This window comes from Pseudomonas sp. LH21 (assembly GCF_036549575.1).
Taxonomy (GTDB): Bacteria; Pseudomonadota; Gammaproteobacteria; order Pseudomonadales; family Pseudomonadaceae; genus Aquipseudomonas; species Aquipseudomonas peradeniyensis.
In genome coordinates this window covers 1,515,419-1,531,276 of record NZ_CP144367.1, presented here as the reverse complement: position 1 = coordinate 1,531,276, position 15,858 = coordinate 1,515,419, and the positions used below count along the sequence as shown (strand labels likewise).

General features: G+C 64.5%; 17 protein-coding genes. 9 read left to right on the top strand and 8 right to left on the bottom strand.

Features of this window, described 5'->3' with window-relative positions; translation table 11 throughout:
* Positions 1-13: 13 nt before the first annotated feature.
* Positions 14-1,660: a ShlB/FhaC/HecB family hemolysin secretion/activation protein gene (locus VUG52_RS07255; RefSeq protein WP_259470169.1), complete on the bottom strand. Its 1,647-nt coding sequence runs from the start codon at positions 1,658-1,660 to the stop codon at positions 14-16.
* Between the two features lie 250 nt (positions 1,661-1,910).
* Between VUG52_RS07255 and VUG52_RS07250 the strand changes: the two genes are divergently transcribed.
* The gene (locus VUG52_RS07250) at positions 1,911-2,180 is read left to right on the top strand and encodes a hypothetical protein (RefSeq protein WP_050706787.1); all 270 of its coding nucleotides are present in this window, start codon (positions 1,911-1,913) and stop codon (positions 2,178-2,180) included.
* An 11-nt stretch (positions 2,181-2,191) separates the two neighbouring features.
* On the opposite strand, the gene VUG52_RS07245 is transcribed toward VUG52_RS07250, so the two are convergent.
* The 3 genes from VUG52_RS07245 to VUG52_RS07235 form a co-directional block, all read right to left on the bottom strand.
* Complete coding sequence (locus tag VUG52_RS07245) at positions 2,192-2,428, bottom strand: BrnA antitoxin family protein (protein WP_023631177.1); 237 nt, start codon at positions 2,426-2,428, stop codon at positions 2,192-2,194.
* On the bottom strand, positions 2,403-2,711 hold the full coding sequence (locus VUG52_RS07240; protein ID WP_050706788.1) for a BrnT family toxin: 309 nt from the start codon (positions 2,709-2,711) through the stop codon (positions 2,403-2,405). The genes VUG52_RS07245 and VUG52_RS07240 overlap by 26 nt, the downstream gene beginning before the upstream one ends.
* A 158-nt stretch (positions 2,712-2,869) precedes the next feature.
* A complete protein-coding gene (locus tag VUG52_RS07235; protein WP_050706789.1) occupies positions 2,870-4,195 on the bottom strand; it encodes a DEAD/DEAH box helicase in 1,326 nt (441 codons plus the stop codon).
* A gap of 142 nt (positions 4,196-4,337) precedes the next feature.
* Between VUG52_RS07235 and VUG52_RS07230 the strand changes: the two genes are divergently transcribed.
* The 5 genes from VUG52_RS07230 to aepX all read left to right on the top strand — a co-directional run bounded on the left by VUG52_RS07230 (position 4,338) and on the right by aepX (position 10,171).
* A complete protein-coding gene (locus tag VUG52_RS07230) occupies positions 4,338-5,630 on the top strand; it encodes a mechanosensitive ion channel family protein (RefSeq protein WP_050706790.1) in 1,293 nt (430 codons plus the stop codon).
* 294 nt (positions 5,631-5,924) lie between these two features.
* Positions 5,925-7,145, top strand: a complete 1,221-nt coding sequence (locus VUG52_RS07225; protein WP_050706791.1) for an MFS transporter — start codon at positions 5,925-5,927, stop codon at positions 7,143-7,145.
* Positions 7,146-7,188: 43 nt separating this feature from the next.
* Positions 7,189-8,391, top strand: a complete 1,203-nt coding sequence (locus VUG52_RS07220; protein WP_050706792.1) for a pyridoxal phosphate-dependent aminotransferase — start codon at positions 7,189-7,191, stop codon at positions 8,389-8,391.
* A gap of 33 nt (positions 8,392-8,424) precedes the next feature.
* On the top strand, positions 8,425-9,252 hold the full coding sequence (locus VUG52_RS07215; protein ID WP_050706793.1) for a hypothetical protein: 828 nt from the start codon (positions 8,425-8,427) through the stop codon (positions 9,250-9,252).
* A gap of 28 nt (positions 9,253-9,280) precedes the next feature.
* Complete coding sequence (aepX, locus tag VUG52_RS07210) at positions 9,281-10,171, top strand: phosphoenolpyruvate mutase (protein ID WP_155952737.1); 891 nt, start codon at positions 9,281-9,283, stop codon at positions 10,169-10,171.
* A 43-nt stretch (positions 10,172-10,214) separates the two neighbouring features.
* Here the strand turns inward: aepX and VUG52_RS07205 are convergent, their stop codons facing one another.
* From VUG52_RS07205 to VUG52_RS07190, 4 genes are all read right to left on the bottom strand, one after another.
* Entirely contained in the window at positions 10,215-11,099 is an 885-nt protein-coding gene (locus tag VUG52_RS07205) for a LysR family transcriptional regulator (protein ID WP_050706795.1), read from the bottom strand.
* Between the two features lie 166 nt (positions 11,100-11,265).
* Complete coding sequence (locus VUG52_RS07200; protein WP_331832627.1) at positions 11,266-12,147, bottom strand: carboxylate/amino acid/amine transporter; 882 nt, start codon at positions 12,145-12,147, stop codon at positions 11,266-11,268.
* A 322-nt stretch (positions 12,148-12,469) separates the two neighbouring features.
* The gene (locus tag VUG52_RS07195; RefSeq protein ID WP_050706797.1) at positions 12,470-13,069 is read right to left on the bottom strand and encodes an FMN-dependent NADH-azoreductase; all 600 of its coding nucleotides are present in this window, start codon (positions 13,067-13,069) and stop codon (positions 12,470-12,472) included.
* A gap of 111 nt (positions 13,070-13,180) precedes the next feature.
* Positions 13,181-13,495, bottom strand: a complete 315-nt coding sequence (locus VUG52_RS07190) for a hypothetical protein (RefSeq protein WP_050706798.1) — start codon at positions 13,493-13,495, stop codon at positions 13,181-13,183.
* A gap of 50 nt (positions 13,496-13,545) precedes the next feature.
* Between VUG52_RS07190 and VUG52_RS07185 the strand changes: the two genes are divergently transcribed.
* The 3 genes from VUG52_RS07185 to VUG52_RS07175 are packed head-to-tail and all read left to right on the top strand — an operon-like array spanning position 13,546 to position 15,846.
* Entirely contained in the window at positions 13,546-14,469 is a 924-nt protein-coding gene (locus VUG52_RS07185) for a LysR family transcriptional regulator (RefSeq protein ID WP_028693074.1), read from the top strand.
* Positions 14,470-14,482: 13 nt separating this feature from the next.
* The gene (locus tag VUG52_RS07180) at positions 14,483-15,295 is read left to right on the top strand and encodes an alpha/beta fold hydrolase (RefSeq protein ID WP_050706799.1); all 813 of its coding nucleotides are present in this window, start codon (positions 14,483-14,485) and stop codon (positions 15,293-15,295) included.
* Positions 15,289-15,846, top strand: coding sequence for a peptidylprolyl isomerase (locus VUG52_RS07175; RefSeq protein ID WP_050706800.1), 558 nt, complete (start codon positions 15,289-15,291; stop codon positions 15,844-15,846). The genes VUG52_RS07180 and VUG52_RS07175 overlap by 7 nt, the downstream gene beginning before the upstream one ends.
* The last annotated feature ends 12 nt before the right edge of the window (positions 15,847-15,858 follow it).

Here is a 15,858-nt window from a genome sequence, read left to right as displayed (position 1 = left end):
GTGAATCAGGCGGTCAAATGAAGAGGTCCAGGCGGAAATACACCGGGCGTTCCTTCTCGGTCAGCACGTCGGGGCGTTCCAGGCTGTGGGCGAAGGTCACGCTGGCGGCCATGTGCTGGCCGCGGGCGAACAGCTCCAGCGAATGGCTGCTGGCACGGCCGTGGTACTCACCGTTGTAGCGATCGTTGCGGATCACCCCGAGGTCGTAGCCCAGGCCCAGGCCGTACTCGGCCACCAGCGGTTGCAGCAGCGGCCAGTTCACTGGGCGGATCCAGCGCAGGTCGTTGCGCCAGTAGCCACCGCTGTCGCCCGACAACGACTGGTCCTTCAGCCCGCGCACCGACGACAGGCCGCCAAGGCTGATGCGTTGCGGGCTGAACAGCACGTCCTCGCTGCGCTGGCCGGTGGCCAGGCTGCTGAAGCTCAGGCGCTCGCCGAAGAGCTGGAAACCCTGCACGTAGCTGAGCGTGGCGCTGTACTTGCGGTAGCGCGCCACCGGCTGGCCCGGGCGTGGATGGCCGTTGTCCTGGGCGTCGAAGGCGCCGATGCCCTCCTGGGTGCCCAGGTCGAGGTTGACGAAGGCATTGCCCAGGCGCCGGCCATGGTTGATGCCGAACTGCGCCTCGCTCAGGCGGTTGCTGCTGCCGGCCAGGCGGCTGTCCTCGATGTAGTTGTTGGTGCGCAGGTGGGCCATGCCGGCATTGAGCGAGGTCTTGCTGGTGGCATCGCGGTGCACCACGCGCTCGGCGCGCAGCTGGTGGTTCTGGCTGTCGCCGGTCTGCTTGAAGGCAAAGCCGTTGGCCTGGGCCAGGGAGCGGTATTCGCTCTCGCTGTAGCTGTAGGTGAAGTTCCACCAGCCCCACGGCAGGTTGTAGAACAGCACGCCGTTCTTCGAGCCCTGGGAGTGGTCGCTGACCACGTCGTGGCCGCCGCGCAGCATCAGCTGGTCGGCCAGGCCCAGCGGGCTGTCCCATTCCAGGCCGAGGTTGAGCATCTGCTCGCCAGTGCTGCGCTGGCCTTCGTTGTTGCGCGACAGCGAGGCGCGCCAGGGTTTCTGCTGGGTGTTGCGCACCAGCACTTCGCTGCCGCCGACGGCCTTGCCCGGGGTCAGCTCCATCTGCGCCTTGTTCGACGGCAGGCGGTTGAGCTGGTCGACCATCTGCTCGATCTCGCGCAGGTTCAGGCGCTGGTCGATATCGCCGGGAAAGGCCATGCCCAGCTCACGGTCGCTCAGGCCGCTGGCCGGGTCCGGGCGCAGCCCTTCCAAGCGCCCTTCCACCACCAGTACCTGCAGATGACCCGAGGACAGGTCCTGCTGCGGCAGGTAGGCGCGGCTGGTGACCAGGCCGCGACCCAGGTAATGGTCGGTGATGGCCTTGAGCAAGGCATTGAGCTGGGTGACGCCCAGGCACTGGTCGATGAAGGGCTTGAGCAGGCGATCACGGTCGGCGGCGGACAGGCTGTCGGCGCCCTTGAGCTCGATGGTGTGGATGGTGAAGCAGCGGCTGTCGGCCGCCGGTTGCGACTCACCGGGTTCGGCGGCCTTGCCGGGGAGGTTGCGCAGTTCTTCGAGGCGGCGCTGCTGCTCTTCGAGCAGACGGTCCTGGCGGTCGCGGATCAGGTCTTGGTCGCCAGGCGAGGCAGCACGGGCCGTACTCATGGCCGTGCAGGCCAACAAGGCGGCAAGCACGCAAGCTCGCCCCCGGTTAAAACGCATAGACATCATCCAGTCCCTGGACCACGGAAAAAAGAGCGCGAGATATTATTTAGCCACTACCATGACGTCAAATTAATATCGCCAAAAAACCGTGAAATCTTCAAGGAACCCTTCCAGCAATCACCTCGACTGAACTTCCAGGCAGACCGGCGCCTCCACCGGACTGAATCCACTGGTAACAAGGAGTCGAGGGATGAAACCGTTGCCATGCCTTATCTGCGCGGCCACCCTGCTCTGCGCACAACCCATCTGGGCCTGCACACCGGAAGAGGCCACGCAGAAAAGAGAAGAACTGGCCGGGCTGGTCAGCCAGCTGACCGAGCAGAACCCGCGCAAGGCCAAGGAGATCAACGACGAGCTCCAGCACATGGAGCTCGGAACGGCCAGCAAGGACCTGCCAGATAAATGCCAGTTGATCGACAAGCGCATCCAGGAACTTAAAGAAGCGGAAAGGAAAACCTGACCGCGCCAGTGTCAGCGTCGCTGCTGGGCCTGCATGTACTGGCGAAGTAACTGGTTGATGCGGGTCTGGTAGCCGGCGCCCTGTTCCTTGAACCAGGCCAGCACGTCGGCGTCCAGGCGGATGGTCACCGTTTGCTTGGCCGGCACCCGCAGCTCGGCGCGGCGGAAGAAGTCGTCGTCGAGCTCGGGGATGTCCGAGGTATCGACCGGGGCTTGGTCTTGCTCACAGCTTCTGGACGGTTTCGACATAGCGCGTTACCTCACGTCGTGTGGCTCTTCTGGCGGAAATGATGCGGATCACATCACCCTGCCGTTCGGTGTAGGCGACCACGCTGACCCAGGCGTTGATCCAGCCCATGCCGATCCAGCGTGCCTCCGGGTACTCGAATCGCTCATCGCGCAACGCCAGCATCGGCTGGCGGAACATCTCGGGCACGTCGTTGAAGTCGATACCGTGCTTGCGGATGTTGAGCAGGTTCTTTTCCTCGTCCCATTCAAATCGTACGGGACAATCGTATTTACAGCTGTACATACGCTACTCCTCCTTGGCGGCTCATGCCAGAGGAGTGTGGCGGGTAGGCGACAAAATGCCCGGGCTGGAACAGGGTTTGGGAAATGGGCTACGCGCCCTGGGGAAGGAGGTGAAGCAACCCGCCACCGTTGCAGTGGCGGGCTCATTGCCGCAGGTGCTTACTCAGCCGCAGGCTTGCGCTTTTTCAGCGGTGCCAGGCCGTCGGAGCTGGCCAGAGGCGCATTGGCCCTAGGCTTGGCGGTAGGCTTTTTCTTGACGGCGCCCTTCTTGTCGGCACCGGCCTTCTTCTCACCCTTTTTCTTCTTGCTGCCGGCAGCCTTGCCCGAGGCCTTGACCTTCTTCGGCCCGCTGTAGGTGCCCTTGACCTCCTTGATGACGCGACGTTCGAACTGCTGCTTGAGGTAGCGCTCGATGCTCGACATCAGGTTCCAGTCGTTGTGGGTGATCAGCGAGATCGCCAGGCCTTCGCCACCGGCACGGCCGGTGCGGCCGATACGGTGCACGTACTCGTCACCGCTGCGTGGCATGTCGAAGTTGATCACCAGGTCCAGGCCGTCGATGTCCAAACCGCGGGCGGCGACATCGGTGGCCACCAGGACCTTGGAGCCGCCATCCTTGAAGCGGTCGATGGCCAGCTTGCGGTCCTTCTGGTCCTTCTCGCCGTGCAGGACGAAAGCCTTGACCTCCTTGGCCACCAGATGGCCGTAGATACGGTCGGCCAGGGCACGGGTGTTGGTGAAGATGATTGCCTTCTGGTAGGTCTCGTTGGCCAGCAGCCACTGCACGATCTGCTCTTTGTGCTGGTCATGGTCGGCGGTGATGATCTGCTGACGGGTGCCTTCGGCCAGTTGCGAGACACTGTTGAGCATCAGGTGCTCAGGGTCCTTGAGCACTTTACCGATGATGTCGCGCAGGGCCGCACCGCCCGTGGTGGCCGAGAACAGCAGGGTCTGCTTGCGGTTCTCGCACTCCTTGCACAGGCGCTCCATGTCTTCGGCAAAGCCCATGTCGAGCATGCGGTCGGCTTCGTCGAGGATCAGCACCTCCACGTGCGACAGGTCCAGGTTGCCGGCATTGAGCTGCTCGAGCAGACGGCCGGGGGTGCCGATCAGCACATCCGGCACCTTGCGCAGCATGGCGGCCTGTTCCTTGAAGTCTTCACCGCCGGTGACCAGCCCCGACTTGATGTAGGTGAACTGCGAGAACAGTTTCACCTGCTTGAGGGTCTGCTGGGCCAGCTCGCGGGTCGGCAGCAGGATCAGCGCCCGGATCTCCACGCTCGGGCCGCTGCGATCGACCAGGCGGTTGAGCAGCGGCAGCACGAAGGCGGCGGTCTTGCCGCTGCCGGTCTGCGCCGTCACCCGCAGGTCACGCCCTTGCAGGGCCAGGGGAATGGCCGCTGCCTGCACCGGCGTCGGCTCGACAAATTTCAGCTCGGCCACGGCTTTGAGCAGGCGTTCGTGCAGGGCGAATTGGGAAAACACGGGGTAACCTCGGGCAAGTGCGAAAAATTCAGTTGCATAGGGTAACGTTTTCCGTGGCCAGAACCGAATTTCTTTTGGCAACTTTGCGCCGATCCACGCTCTAATACCCCTTCATACCGCAACACAGACCGCTTCCACGCCCATGGACATCCAACGCTTCTGGCGCGACGCCCTCGACCTCTGGGGCACGCTCGACCAACACCCATTGCTGCACGCCGCCCTCGGCCTGATCGTGCTGCTGCTGGTCTCGCTGCTGGTCGGCCGCCTCGCACGCTTTCTGATCCTGCACTCCACCCGCCTGCTCGGCCGCCAACAGCCACTCAGATGGCTGGACGACCTGCGCCACAACAAGGTGTTCCACCGCCTGGCGCAGACCACCCCGTCGCTGGTGGTGCAGTTCGGCCTGAAGCTGGTGCCGGAGCTGTCGACCACCACCCAGCACTTCCTCGGCAACGTCGCCCTGGCGGTAACCCTGCTGTTCATGACCCGCGCCCTGTCCTGCCTGCTCGACGCGCTGCTGGACATCTATGCCCGCAGCGAGCACGCCCGTACCCGCTCGATCAAGGGCTACATGCAGCTGGCCAAGATGATGCTGTGGATCTTCGCCGCCATCGTCATCGTCGCCACCCTGATCGACCGCTCGCCGCTGTTGCTGCTGTCGGGTCTGGGCGCCATGTCGGCGGTGCTGCTGTTGGTGTACAAGGACACCCTGCTGTCGTTCGTCGCCAGCGTGCAGCTGACCAGCAACGACATGCTGCACGTCGGCGACTGGATCGAGATGCCCCAGGCCGGCGCCGACGGCGACGTGGTGGACATCACCCTGCACACGGTCAAGGTACAGAACTTCGACAAGACCATCGTCTCGATCCCCACCTGGCGCCTGATGAGCGAGTCGTTCCGCAACTATCGCGGCATGCAGCAGTCCGGCGGGCGTCGGATCAAGCGCAGCCTGTTCATCGACGCCGCCGGCGTGCGCTTCCTCAGCCCGGACGAAGAGCAGCGCCTGGGCCAGGTACGCCTGCTGGGCGACTACCTGGCGCAGAAACGCCAGGAACTGCATCACTGGAACGAGGCCCTGGGCCCGGTGGCGGAGCTTTCGGCCAACCGCCGCAGGCTGACCAATATCGGCACCTTCCGCGCCTTCGCCCTGGCGTACCTGAAGAGCCACCCCAACGTGCACCCGAACATGACCTGCATGGTCCGCCAGATGCAGACCACCGCCGAGGGCGTGCCGCTGGAGATCTACTGCTTCACCACCACCACGGTGTGGGCCGAGTACGAGCGCATCCAGGGCGATATCTTCGACTATCTGCTGGCAGTGCTGCCGGAGTTCGGGCTGAGCCTGTATCAACAGCCGAGTGGCAATGACATGCGCGCGGGGCTGGCGGCCAGGCCGCCTTTGGTGACCTCGATGCGGGAGTTCGACGAAGCCTGATCTTGGGTGTGCATGGGAGCGGGCTTGTCCCGCGAAAAGGCTGGCTCGGCCATCGCGGGGCAAGCCCGCTCCCATGGATCGCTGACGGACGGAAAGTTTTTTCAGCTGCGCACAATGGCCTTGTGTTCTCACAAAGCGCAAAGAAACAATTAGTTACAACTATTTCAGAATTATTAAACGCCGGCCTTCGAGAAATACGAATACCCGCCTCTCCCCGCTTCTCCTAACCTGCAGCGAACAGGTCGCCTCCAATGACAGGCGGCACGGTATCGGACAAAGGACTGCGAGCAAGCGATGCGTCAGGACATCTCCCTGGAAAAACCACTCGACGAACCGGACCGCAGCGATCCGGCCAACCGCCGCAAGGCACTGGCCGCCGGCAGCCTGGCCCATGGCGTGCACGATGGCCTCACCGACGTTATCTATGTGCTGCTGCCTATCTGGCAGGCCGCCTTCGGCCTGAGCTATGCCCAGGTCGGCCTGCTGCGCGGCGCCTACGCCGGGATGATGGCCGGTTTCCAGTTGCTGGCCAGCCGCGGCGCGCGCAAATGGGGGCGCGAAACCCTGCTTGTCAGGGGCACCGCCCTGGCGGGCTTCGCCTACCTGCTGGCAGCCCAGGCCACGGACATCAATCTGCTGTTGCTGGCGCTGATGATCGGTGGCCTCGGCGCCAGCACCCAGCACCCGCTGGCTTCGGCGCTGGTGTCCGACGCCTACGAGGGCAGCGGGCGGGTCAAGCAGGCGCTGGCCCAGTACAACTTCGCCGGGGATATCGGCAAGGCGATCATCCCTGGCCTGACCGGGCTGGTGCTGGTCTACATCTCCTGGCAGACCAACGCCACCCTGCTCGGCGTGCTCGGCATCGCCGCCGCCTTCGCCTTGTGGTGGCTGATGCCGAAGAACCAGGCCCACGAAACCGCCAGCAAGAAGACCAAGGTCGCCGACGCGACCGGCACGCCAGCCGGCCTGATGGCGCTGATCGCCACCGGCAGCATCGACAGCGGCGTGCGCATGGGCTTTTTGACCTTCCTGCCGTTCCTGCTGCAGAGCAAGGGCGCCAACACCGAGCACATCGGCCTGGCCCTGGCCCTGCTGTTCATCGGCGGCGCCTTCGGCAAGCTGTTCTGCGGCTACCTGGGCGCACGCCTGGGGCCGGTGCGCACGGTGATCTGCACGGAAGTGCTGACCGCGCTGCTGATCCTGCTGGCACTGGTATTACCCTTTGGCGCCCTGATGCTGGTGATGCCGCTGATCGGCGTGGCGCTGAACGGCACCTCGTCGGTACTTGGCGGCCTGGTTCCGGATTTCGCCCCACGGGACCGGCGCGACCGGGTATTCGCCTGGTTCTACACCGGCACAGTGGGTGGCGGCGCCCTCGCCCCGGTGCTGATCGGCGCGATATCCGACCAGGCCGGCGTCACCGAGGGCCTGGTGGTGCTGGCCTGCGTGCTGCTGCTGACCTTGCCGCTGTGCCTGGTGATCTACAACGGCATGAAGGGCCTGCCACGCCGCTGATCCGCAATATCGGTCCAGATCAAGAACAACAAGGACGTGAACCATGAGCAACGGACTGTCGCAACGATCCGCGCGTATCAGCGCGCCCGGCACCTCGAGCATGCGCAGCAAGGCCAACGCCCTGCGTGACGCCGGCATCAAGGTCATCAACTTCGCCGCCGGCGAGCTGTCCAGCGACGCCGCTCCGGACATGCGCCACGGCGCCATCGCGGCGGTCCACGAACAGTGGAACCGCTACACCCCGCCCCTGGGCAACCCGCGGCTGCGCCAGGCCCTGGCCAGCAGCGTCAGCCAGCGCCTGGGCGTCGACTACGGCGCCGATGAGATCGCCGTGTCCAGCGGTGCCAAGCAAGCCCTGTTCAACAGCGCCATGGTGCTGCTCGACCCGGGTGATGAAGTGATCATCCCGCGTCCCTACTGGGAAACCTTCCCCACCCAGGTCGAACTGGCCGGCGCCCGTCCGGTATTCGTCGACACCAAGGGCGACAACCACAGCCTGCGCGCCGTGGCGGTCAAGGCCGCGCTGTCGCCGCGCAGCAAGGCGATCATCATCAACACCCCCAACAACCCCACAGGGGTGGTCTATGACCCGCGGGAACTGCTCGCCATCGGTGAACTGGCCCTGGAACACAAGCTCTGGGTGATCTTCGACGAGTGCTATCGCAGCCTGCTGCGCAATGGCCAGCAGCACCACAACCTGGTCGCGCTGCTGCCCGAGCTCAAGGCCTCGACCGTCATCATCGACTCGTTCTCCAAGAGCCAGGCAGTGACGGGCTGGCGCCTGGGCTATGCCTGTGCGCCGAAGGCAGTGGTCACGGCCATGCACAACCTGCAGGCCCACACCACCTCCAATCCCAGCAGCCTGGCCCAGTACGCGGCGCTCAACGCCCTGGATGGCGACGGCGCGCGGCAGTTCGGTGCCGAAGTCAATGCCCAGCTCGATCGGCAGCTGGCTGTCGCCACGGCGCTGCTCGGCAAGCTTGAGTCCATCCGTTTTTCGCCACCCCAGGGCGCGTTCTACCTCTACCTGGATATCACCCGCCTGCTCGGCATGCGCTACCAGGGCGAGGCGATCCGCGACGCCAGCCACCTCTGCGAGCTGTTGCTGACCGAGGCGCGCATCGCCCTGGTGCCCGGCTGCAGCAATGGCGACCCGTGCGCCGTGCGGCTGTCCTATTCGGTAAGCCCGCAGGACCTCGAGGAGGGCCTGGGCCGCTTCACCGACTTTATCGCAACGCTTGCCTGACCCCGGACTTTCCACCACCCGCGAGAACATGACATGAAGAAAACGGATTTCATGCTGTCATTCGTCGACCAGGCCCTGACCGATGTGCAGGACAAACGGCTGGCCAGCGCCCTGAAAAAAGGCTTCGAGGTGCACGCCGACCTGCTGGAGGACTACCTCGATACCTACCAGCGCATCACCGCCAAACCCTGGTCACGGGAAAGCCTGTGCACCTTCTTCTGTGGCTGGCGCAGTCCGGACGGTGCCGCCCATGCGGTATCAAGCATCATCGTGCGCTTGCTGCAGGAGTCCGAGGCCATCGACGATCCCCAGGCCCGGCTGCTATTGCTGGACGCCGCCCGTCACTGCGGCGAGATCATCGTCGAGGACATCGGCCTGGGCGAAATGCACGGCCACCCGCACCATTCCAAGCTGTATGCGCGCATGGCCACCGCCATCTGCGGCTCGGAGGACTGGCGCCTGCAGGACCGCTACCTGAACCCGGTGACCAAGGAATTCTCCACCTGGGTGGGCAGCAAGCGTCCGCTCGCCCCGCAACTGGTCGAGGCCATCGAGATGATGGCGATGACCGAGTTGTTCAATACCGGGGAGTACAACGTGATGACGCCCCTGTGGAAGGACTGGCTCAAGGAGGCGCAAGGTAAGACGCCGGGCGAGGCGCATCGCATCGCTTCGTTCCTCAGCGTGCATTGCGGCGCGGTCGAGGCGCAGCATTTCTTCCATGCCACCAGCGCCCTCGAACTCTACTGCCGCGCCACCCGCCAGGCACTGGACCACGCACGCATCGAGGCACTGTCCTGCGAATACGTGAAAAGAGCCTGCGAGCACCTGAACAAGATGGAGTCGGTGCTCGCCGCCTGACGAACACCTCACAACAGGGATGAGGCATATGAACGTGATCAAGCGTGACGCACGCATCGACCTGCGCCAGTTGTTCAGTGAAAAAGCCTGCCTGCGGGTACTCGAGGCACACAGCCCGATCTCGGCCATGCTGGCCAAGAGCGTGCGCCTCGGCGCCGGCGACACCAGCCTGGGCTACGATGCCATCTGGTCCAGCTCGCTGACCGACTCGACCCAGCGCTGCCTGCCGGACATCGAGATCCTCTCGCCCAGCGACCGCCTGGAACGGCTGAACGAAATTCTCGCGGTCTGCGACCTGCCGCTGATCTACGACGCCGACACCGGCGGCAAGATCGAGCATTTCGCCATCCATGTGCAGTGGCTGGCCCGCGCCGGGGTGTCGGCGATCGTCATCGAAGACAAATGCGGGCTGAAGAAAAACTCGCTGCTGGGCCTGAGCGTGCATCAGGAGCAGGAAACCGTCGAACTCTTCTGCGACAAGATCAGGGTCGGCACCCAGCATCGCCTGGAGGGTTCGATGATGATCTTCGCCCGCTGCGAGAGCCTGATCCTGGAAAAAGGCCTGGATGACGCCCTCGCACGCTGTCGCGCCTACACCGAGGCCGGCGCCGACGGCATCATGATCCACAGCCGCAAGAGCACGGGCGAGGAAATCCTCGAATTCGCCCGCCGCTTCAAGCAGACCCACCCGCACACACCCCTGGTCTGCGTGCCGACCAGCTACCCGCAACTGACCTTCTCGTGCCTGGCTGATGCCGGTTTCAATGCGGTGATCTACGCCAACCACATGCTGCGCGGCGCCTACTCGGCCATGCGCCAGGTCGCCACCAGCATCCTCGAGCACGACCGGGCCTATGAGATCGAGCCGGCCTGCATGCCCATCGATGAAATCCTCAGCCTGGTGCCCGGCACACGATGACCACCCCATCGGGGCCGCAGCGCGGCCCCTTTGCCAAGCTTGCTCAGGCGGCACTCAGGTAGGAAACCAGCTCGGTGACATGCCGTGGCATGCGCTCGAAATGCCTGACCAGCATCATGTGCTGCTGGCGCGCCCAGGTTTCGTCGAGGCGTCGGGCCACCAGGCCACAGCCATCGAGATAAGGCTGCACCGCCGCATCCGATGCGATACCGATACCGACTCCTTCGGCAATCATCCGGCATAGCGACTCGGCGCCGGACACCTTGATCCTGAACTGGGCCGCGAGGCCATCGATATCGGCCTGCTGCTCGATCAGTCGGCACAGTGCACTGTCACTCGCCAACCCGACCTGGGGGTGGCGCAGCACGTCGCCCAGGCGCAATGAGGCGCTGGCGGCCAATGCGTGATGCCTGGGCAGCACCGCCACATAGTTGAGCACCGGCAGGGCGATCGAGGCACAACCCTCCACAGGGTCGCTGCCGAGCACCACGCCCATGTCGACGGCGCCCTCGCGAATGCCGCGAACGATATCCCCGGTCGTGCGTTGCTGCAGGTCGATGGCGACATTGGCGTGATCGGCGAGATAGCGCACCAGCCGGCGCTGGGTCGACTCGAATGCGCTGAAGCCTGCGACATACATGCGCATGCTTGCTCCGTCAGGCTCTTCGCGGTGGTCGAATTCGGCCTTGAGCACTTCCAGCTGGCGCAGGATCTTGCGGGCATGGATCAACAACCGCTGACCTGCCAGGGTCAGCACCAGCCCTTTGTGCTGGCGATGAAAAAGCCCCTCGCCAAGCTCGGTTTCCATCGACTTGATGCGCATGCTGGCGGCCCCTGGCGAGAGGCATGCACGCTTGGCGCCCTGGGTCAGGCTGGGGGACTCGGCGATCTTGATGAACAGTTTCAGGTCGGTCAGGTCAAGGTTCACGGTCTCTTCCTTGTAGTGTCGGGCAAATCCATTGTCGGAACGGGCGATCTTGAGCCGCCTGCGTCCATCTTGCCTGCCACCGTCGGCCGGGCAAAGCCTGCCTTGGTATTGCCGCCGTGAATGATGAAGGCGCCCATGCGGGCGCCTTCGTCTTGCGCAGATACCTCTAGCGCGACGAGGCAGTCCCCGGCAGCCCTGCACGCGGACCGCCCAAGCGGCTCAACCACACCGACGCCAGGATCACCGTACCGCCAATGGCCAGGCGTCCGAGCGGTTCGTCCTGGTTCCAGATCAGCAGGTTGAGCAGCAAACCCACCGGCACATGCAGGTTGTTCATCACCGCCAGGGTGCCGCCGGAGACCAGGCAGGCGCCCTTGTTCCACCAGTACAGCCCCAGCGCCGTCGGGCACAGGCCCAGGAACAGCAGCACCAGCCACTGGGTGTCGGTGCTCGGCAGGTGCTGGGTATTGCCGAACAGCAGGAAGGCCGGCAACACCACGAGCAACGCGCCCAGGTAGAAATAGCCGAAACGGCGGTAGTGCGGCAGGTCGCTGGGGTGACGGGCCACCAGGTGGCGGTACAGCACCTGGCCGGCGGCGTAGGTGAAGTTGGCCAGTTGCAGCAGCAGGAAGCCAATGAAGAACTCACCAGTGACCGTGTCGAAGCGGATCACCGCCGCGCCGGCCACCGCCACCAGGGCAGCGAGCAGCGCCCAGGGGTTGAAGCGCCGGTTCAGGGCATCCTCGATCAAGGTGACATGCAGCGGGGTGAGGATGGTGAACAGCAGCACCTCCGGCACCGTCAGCACGCGGAAGCTGAGGTACAGGCAGACATAGGTGATGCCGTATTGCAGCGCGCCGATCAGCAGCATCGAGCGCATGAAACGCGGCTCGACCTGGCGCCAGCGGGTCAGCGGCAGGAACACCAGGCCGGCCAGGACAACGCGGGCCAGCACGGCGAAGTAGCTGTCGACATGACCGGCCAGGTATTCGCCGATCAGGTTGAAGGAGTACGCCTGGATCAGCGCGACGATTATCAGGTAGCCCATGGTTGGCCCTCGTGGATCAAGGCGGGGACCTTAGCGGGTTGGGCCTGGGCAGTTCAACCATGGGGATTGTGGGGGTGCTTGGGGTCATCGCCCTCCTTTGTTGCACGCTCGCCTGGCGGATATGCGTGGGAGCGGGCTTGCCCCGCGATGGCACAGGCTCGGCAAACATCATCGACCGATCTGGCGCTATCGCGGGGCAAGCCCGCTCCCACGCCGTTCTCCCAGGTCGTTGTTACGAACATAAAAAAGCCCGGCCATGAACTGGCCGGGCAGGCACACCCAAAGGAGCAACAAGGTGTCAGGGTTGGGAATTCGTCGCGGTTCAGGCCACCGCGGCCAGCCTGGCCTTGGCCTGGTTCAGGCCCTTTTCGTGGAACTCGCCGCTCATGTTCAGGCCTTCGGCATGGATGAAGTCCACATCGTGGATGCCGATGAAGGCCATCACCTGGCGCAAGTAGGGCTCCTGGTGGTCGCTGCTGGCGCCGGCATGAATGCCGCCGCGGGCGGTCAGGACGATGGCGCGCTTGCCGTTGAGCAGGCCCTGCGGCCCGGTCGGGGTGTACTTGAAGGTGATGCCGGCGCGCAGCACGTGGTCCAGCCAGGATTTCAATGTGCTGGGGATGGTGAAGTTGTACATCGGCGCGGCCATCACCAGCACGTCGGCGGCCAGCAGTTCGTCGGTCAGTGCGTTGGAACGCTCCAGCGCCTCACGCTCGGCGGCGCTGCGCTGTTCCTCGGGCTTCATCCAGCCGCCAAGCAGGTTGGCGTCCAGGTGCGGCACGGGGTTCACCGCCAGGTCGCGCACCTTGATCTCGTCGGCCGGATGCGCCGCTTGCCATTGCTGGATGAAGTCCAGGGTCAGTTGACGGGAAACGGAATCCTGCTGGCGGGCGCTGCTTTCGATGATCAGTACGCGGGACATGGGGTGCCTCCATCGGCGGTAAAGGGTGGCGATTCGATGGAGGTGAGATTAATGGTTGACCTATCGATAAAAAAGCGTAAAAAGTGGGATCAACCTATCGATTAATCTGTTTTATTCCGCTTTGCAGTCGAGCACGATGCGCAGCTTGATGATCTGCCGGTTGAACTTGGCGGTGACATCCACGCTCCTGCCGGCGGGCACATTGACCCGGCGCACCCGTGGCGCCTCGGGGCCGTTGCGGAAGGTGACCTTGCACGCCGCCGGCACCTGCCCATAGTTGTTGAGGCTGATCGAGCCGATGTCGTAGGCCGTGTCGTAGGCGGTGTAGTCGACCTTGACCCCGGTCAGGTCCTTTTCCACGTCGATCGGGTATGCCATGGCCCCGAGGGGCAGGCACAACAGCAAAGCCGCACAACATTTCTTCATACGGGCGCTCTCCTTGGGAAGAGCGCAGCTTAGGACAACAGGAGCCCTGGATGAAAGCACCGCGCGTTACCCTGGATCAGTGGCGGACCCTGCAGGCGGTGGTCGACCACGGCGGGTTCGCCCAGGCCGCCGAGGCCCTGCACCGTTCGCAGTCGTCGGTGAGCTACACCGTGGCGCGGATGCAGGAGCAACTGGGCGTGCCGCTGCTGCGCATCGATGGGCGCAAGGCGGTGCTGACCGAGGCCGGCAGCGTGCTGCTGCGCCGTTCGCGGCAACTGGTCAAGCAGGCCAGCCAGCTGGAAGACCTGGCTCACCACATGGAGCAAGGCTGGGAGGCCGAGGTGCGCCTGGTGGTCGACGCCGCCTACCCCAGCGCCCGCCTGGTGCGCGCCCTGGCCGCCTTCATGCCGCAGAGCCGCGGCTGCCGGGTACGCCTGCGTGAAGAAGTGCTGTCCGGGGTAGAGGAGGTGCTGCACGAAGGCATCGCCGACCTTGCCATCAGCAGCTTCAACATCGGCGGCTACCTGGGCACCGAGCTGAGCCCGGTGGAGTTCATCGCCGTCGCCCACCCCGAGCACGCCCTGCACCGCATGGGCCGCGAGATCACCTTCCAGGACCTGGAAAGCCAGTTGCAGGTGGTGATCCGCGACTCCGGCCGGGCCCAGCCGCGCGATGTCGGCTGGCTCGGCGCCGAGCAGCGCTGGACGGTCGGCAGCCTGGGCACCGCGGCGACCTTCGTCGGCAGCGGCCTGGGCTTCGCCTGGCTGCCCCGGCACATGATCGAGCGCGAGCTGCGCGAAGGCGTGCTCAAGCCCCTGCCGCTGGATCAGGGTGGCAGCCGCCATCCACTGTTCTACCTTTACTCCAGCAAGGAAAAGACCCTGGGCCCGGCCACGCAGATCCTCATCGAACTGCTGCGCAATTTCGACACCGCGCCGCTGGACGTGCCCTTCGCAGCCCCCCCGCAAGCCTGAGAGGACCGCGCCCATGGCCTGTTTCGAACATGACGGATGCCTGCTGCATTACCAGGAACACGGCCAGGGCGAGCCCCTGGTGCTGCTGCACGGGCTGGGTTCGAGCAGCCAGGACTGGGAACTGCAGGTGCCCGAACTCAGCCGCCAGTACCGGGTGATCCTCATGGACATCCGCGGCCACGGGCAATCGTCCAAGCCACGCAAGGGCTACCAGATAAAGACCTTCAGCGAGGATCTATTGGCCCTGCTGCGCCATCTGGACACCGGCCCGGTGCACTTCGTCGGCCTGTCCATGGGCGGCATGCTCGGTTTCCAGTTTGCCGTCGACCACCCCGACTGGCTGCGCAGCCTGTGCATCGTCAACAGCGCCCCCGAGGTCAAGCGCCGCACCCGCAGCGACTGGATCTGGTGGCTCAAGCGCTGGGGCCTGGCACGCCTGCTCAGCGTCGAGACCGTCGGCAAGGGCCTGGCCGCGCGGCTGTTCCCCAAGCCGGAGCAGGCCGAACTGCGGCGCAAGATGGCCGAGCGCTGGGCGCGCAATGACAAACGTGCCTATTTGAAAAGCTTCGACGCCATCGTCGACTGGGGCGTGCAGGAACGCATTGGCCAGATTCGCTGTCCCACCCTGGTGATCGCCGCCGACCACGATTACACACCGATACAACTGAAGGAGCGTTACGTCGCCCTGATGCCCAACGCCAGGCTGGCGGTCATCGACGATTCGCGGCACGCTACGCCCCTGGATCAACCTGAAGTCTTCAACCGTACCGTGCTGCAGTTCCTCGCAGCCGCTTCCACCTCTCAAGGATCTTTGAGCCCATGCTGAAAAAACTTCTGCTCACCGCCTGCTCGGTCGCCTTCGCCACCAGCGTCATGGCCTCCGACAAGACCCCGCACGTTGAGCTGGTCACCAGCTTCGGCAAGATCGAGATCGAGCTGAACGCAGAAAAAGCGCCGATCAGTACCAAGAATTTCCTCCAGTACGTGGACAGCGGCTTCTACAACAACACCATCTTCCACCGCGTGATCCCGGGCTTCATGGTCCAGGGCGGCGGTTTCACCGACCAGATGGTGCAGAAGAGCACCCAGGACCCGATCCGCAACGAAGCGAGCAACGGCCTGCAGAATACCCGCGGCACCCTGTCCATGGCCCGCACCTCCGACCCGAACTCGGCCACCAGCCAGTTCTTCATCAATGTCGCCGACAACGACTTCCTCAATCCGGGCCGCGACCGTGGCTACGCGGTGTTCGGCAAGGTCACCAAGGGCATGGAGGTGGTCGACCAGATCGTCAACTCGCCGACCACCGTCAAGAAAGGCATGCGTGATGTGCCGGCGGATCCGGTCTACATCAAGTCGGCCAAACGCATCGATTGATCCCGCGCCACA

Excerpts from the sequence above, each read along its gene's own strand:
- VUG52_RS07255 (WP_259470169.1), bottom strand. The coding sequence starts at position 1,660 with ATGAGTACGGCCCGTGCTGCCTCGCCTGGCGACCAAGACCTGATCCGC.
- VUG52_RS07250 (WP_050706787.1), top strand. The coding sequence starts at position 1,911 with ATGAAACCGTTGCCATGCCTTATCTGCGCGGCCACCCTGCTCTGCGCA.
- VUG52_RS07245 (WP_023631177.1), bottom strand. The coding sequence starts at position 2,428 with ATGTCGAAACCGTCCAGAAGCTGTGAGCAAGACCAAGCCCCGGTCGAT.
- VUG52_RS07240 (WP_050706788.1), bottom strand. The coding sequence starts at position 2,711 with ATGTACAGCTGTAAATACGATTGTCCCGTACGATTTGAATGGGACGAG.
- VUG52_RS07230 (WP_050706790.1), top strand. The coding sequence starts at position 4,338 with ATGGACATCCAACGCTTCTGGCGCGACGCCCTCGACCTCTGGGGCACG.
- VUG52_RS07225 (WP_050706791.1), top strand. The coding sequence starts at position 5,925 with ATGCGTCAGGACATCTCCCTGGAAAAACCACTCGACGAACCGGACCGC.
- VUG52_RS07220 (WP_050706792.1), top strand. The coding sequence starts at position 7,189 with ATGAGCAACGGACTGTCGCAACGATCCGCGCGTATCAGCGCGCCCGGC.
- VUG52_RS07215 (WP_050706793.1), top strand. The coding sequence starts at position 8,425 with ATGAAGAAAACGGATTTCATGCTGTCATTCGTCGACCAGGCCCTGACC.
- aepX (WP_155952737.1), top strand. The coding sequence starts at position 9,281 with ATGAACGTGATCAAGCGTGACGCACGCATCGACCTGCGCCAGTTGTTC.
- VUG52_RS07200 (WP_331832627.1), bottom strand. The coding sequence starts at position 12,147 with ATGGGCTACCTGATAATCGTCGCGCTGATCCAGGCGTACTCCTTCAAC.
- VUG52_RS07195 (WP_050706797.1), bottom strand. The coding sequence starts at position 13,069 with ATGTCCCGCGTACTGATCATCGAAAGCAGCGCCCGCCAGCAGGATTCC.
- VUG52_RS07190 (WP_050706798.1), bottom strand. The coding sequence starts at position 13,495 with ATGAAGAAATGTTGTGCGGCTTTGCTGTTGTGCCTGCCCCTCGGGGCC.
- VUG52_RS07185 (WP_028693074.1), top strand. The coding sequence starts at position 13,546 with ATGAAAGCACCGCGCGTTACCCTGGATCAGTGGCGGACCCTGCAGGCG.
- VUG52_RS07180 (WP_050706799.1), top strand. The coding sequence starts at position 14,483 with ATGGCCTGTTTCGAACATGACGGATGCCTGCTGCATTACCAGGAACAC.
- VUG52_RS07175 (WP_050706800.1), top strand. The coding sequence starts at position 15,289 with ATGCTGAAAAAACTTCTGCTCACCGCCTGCTCGGTCGCCTTCGCCACC.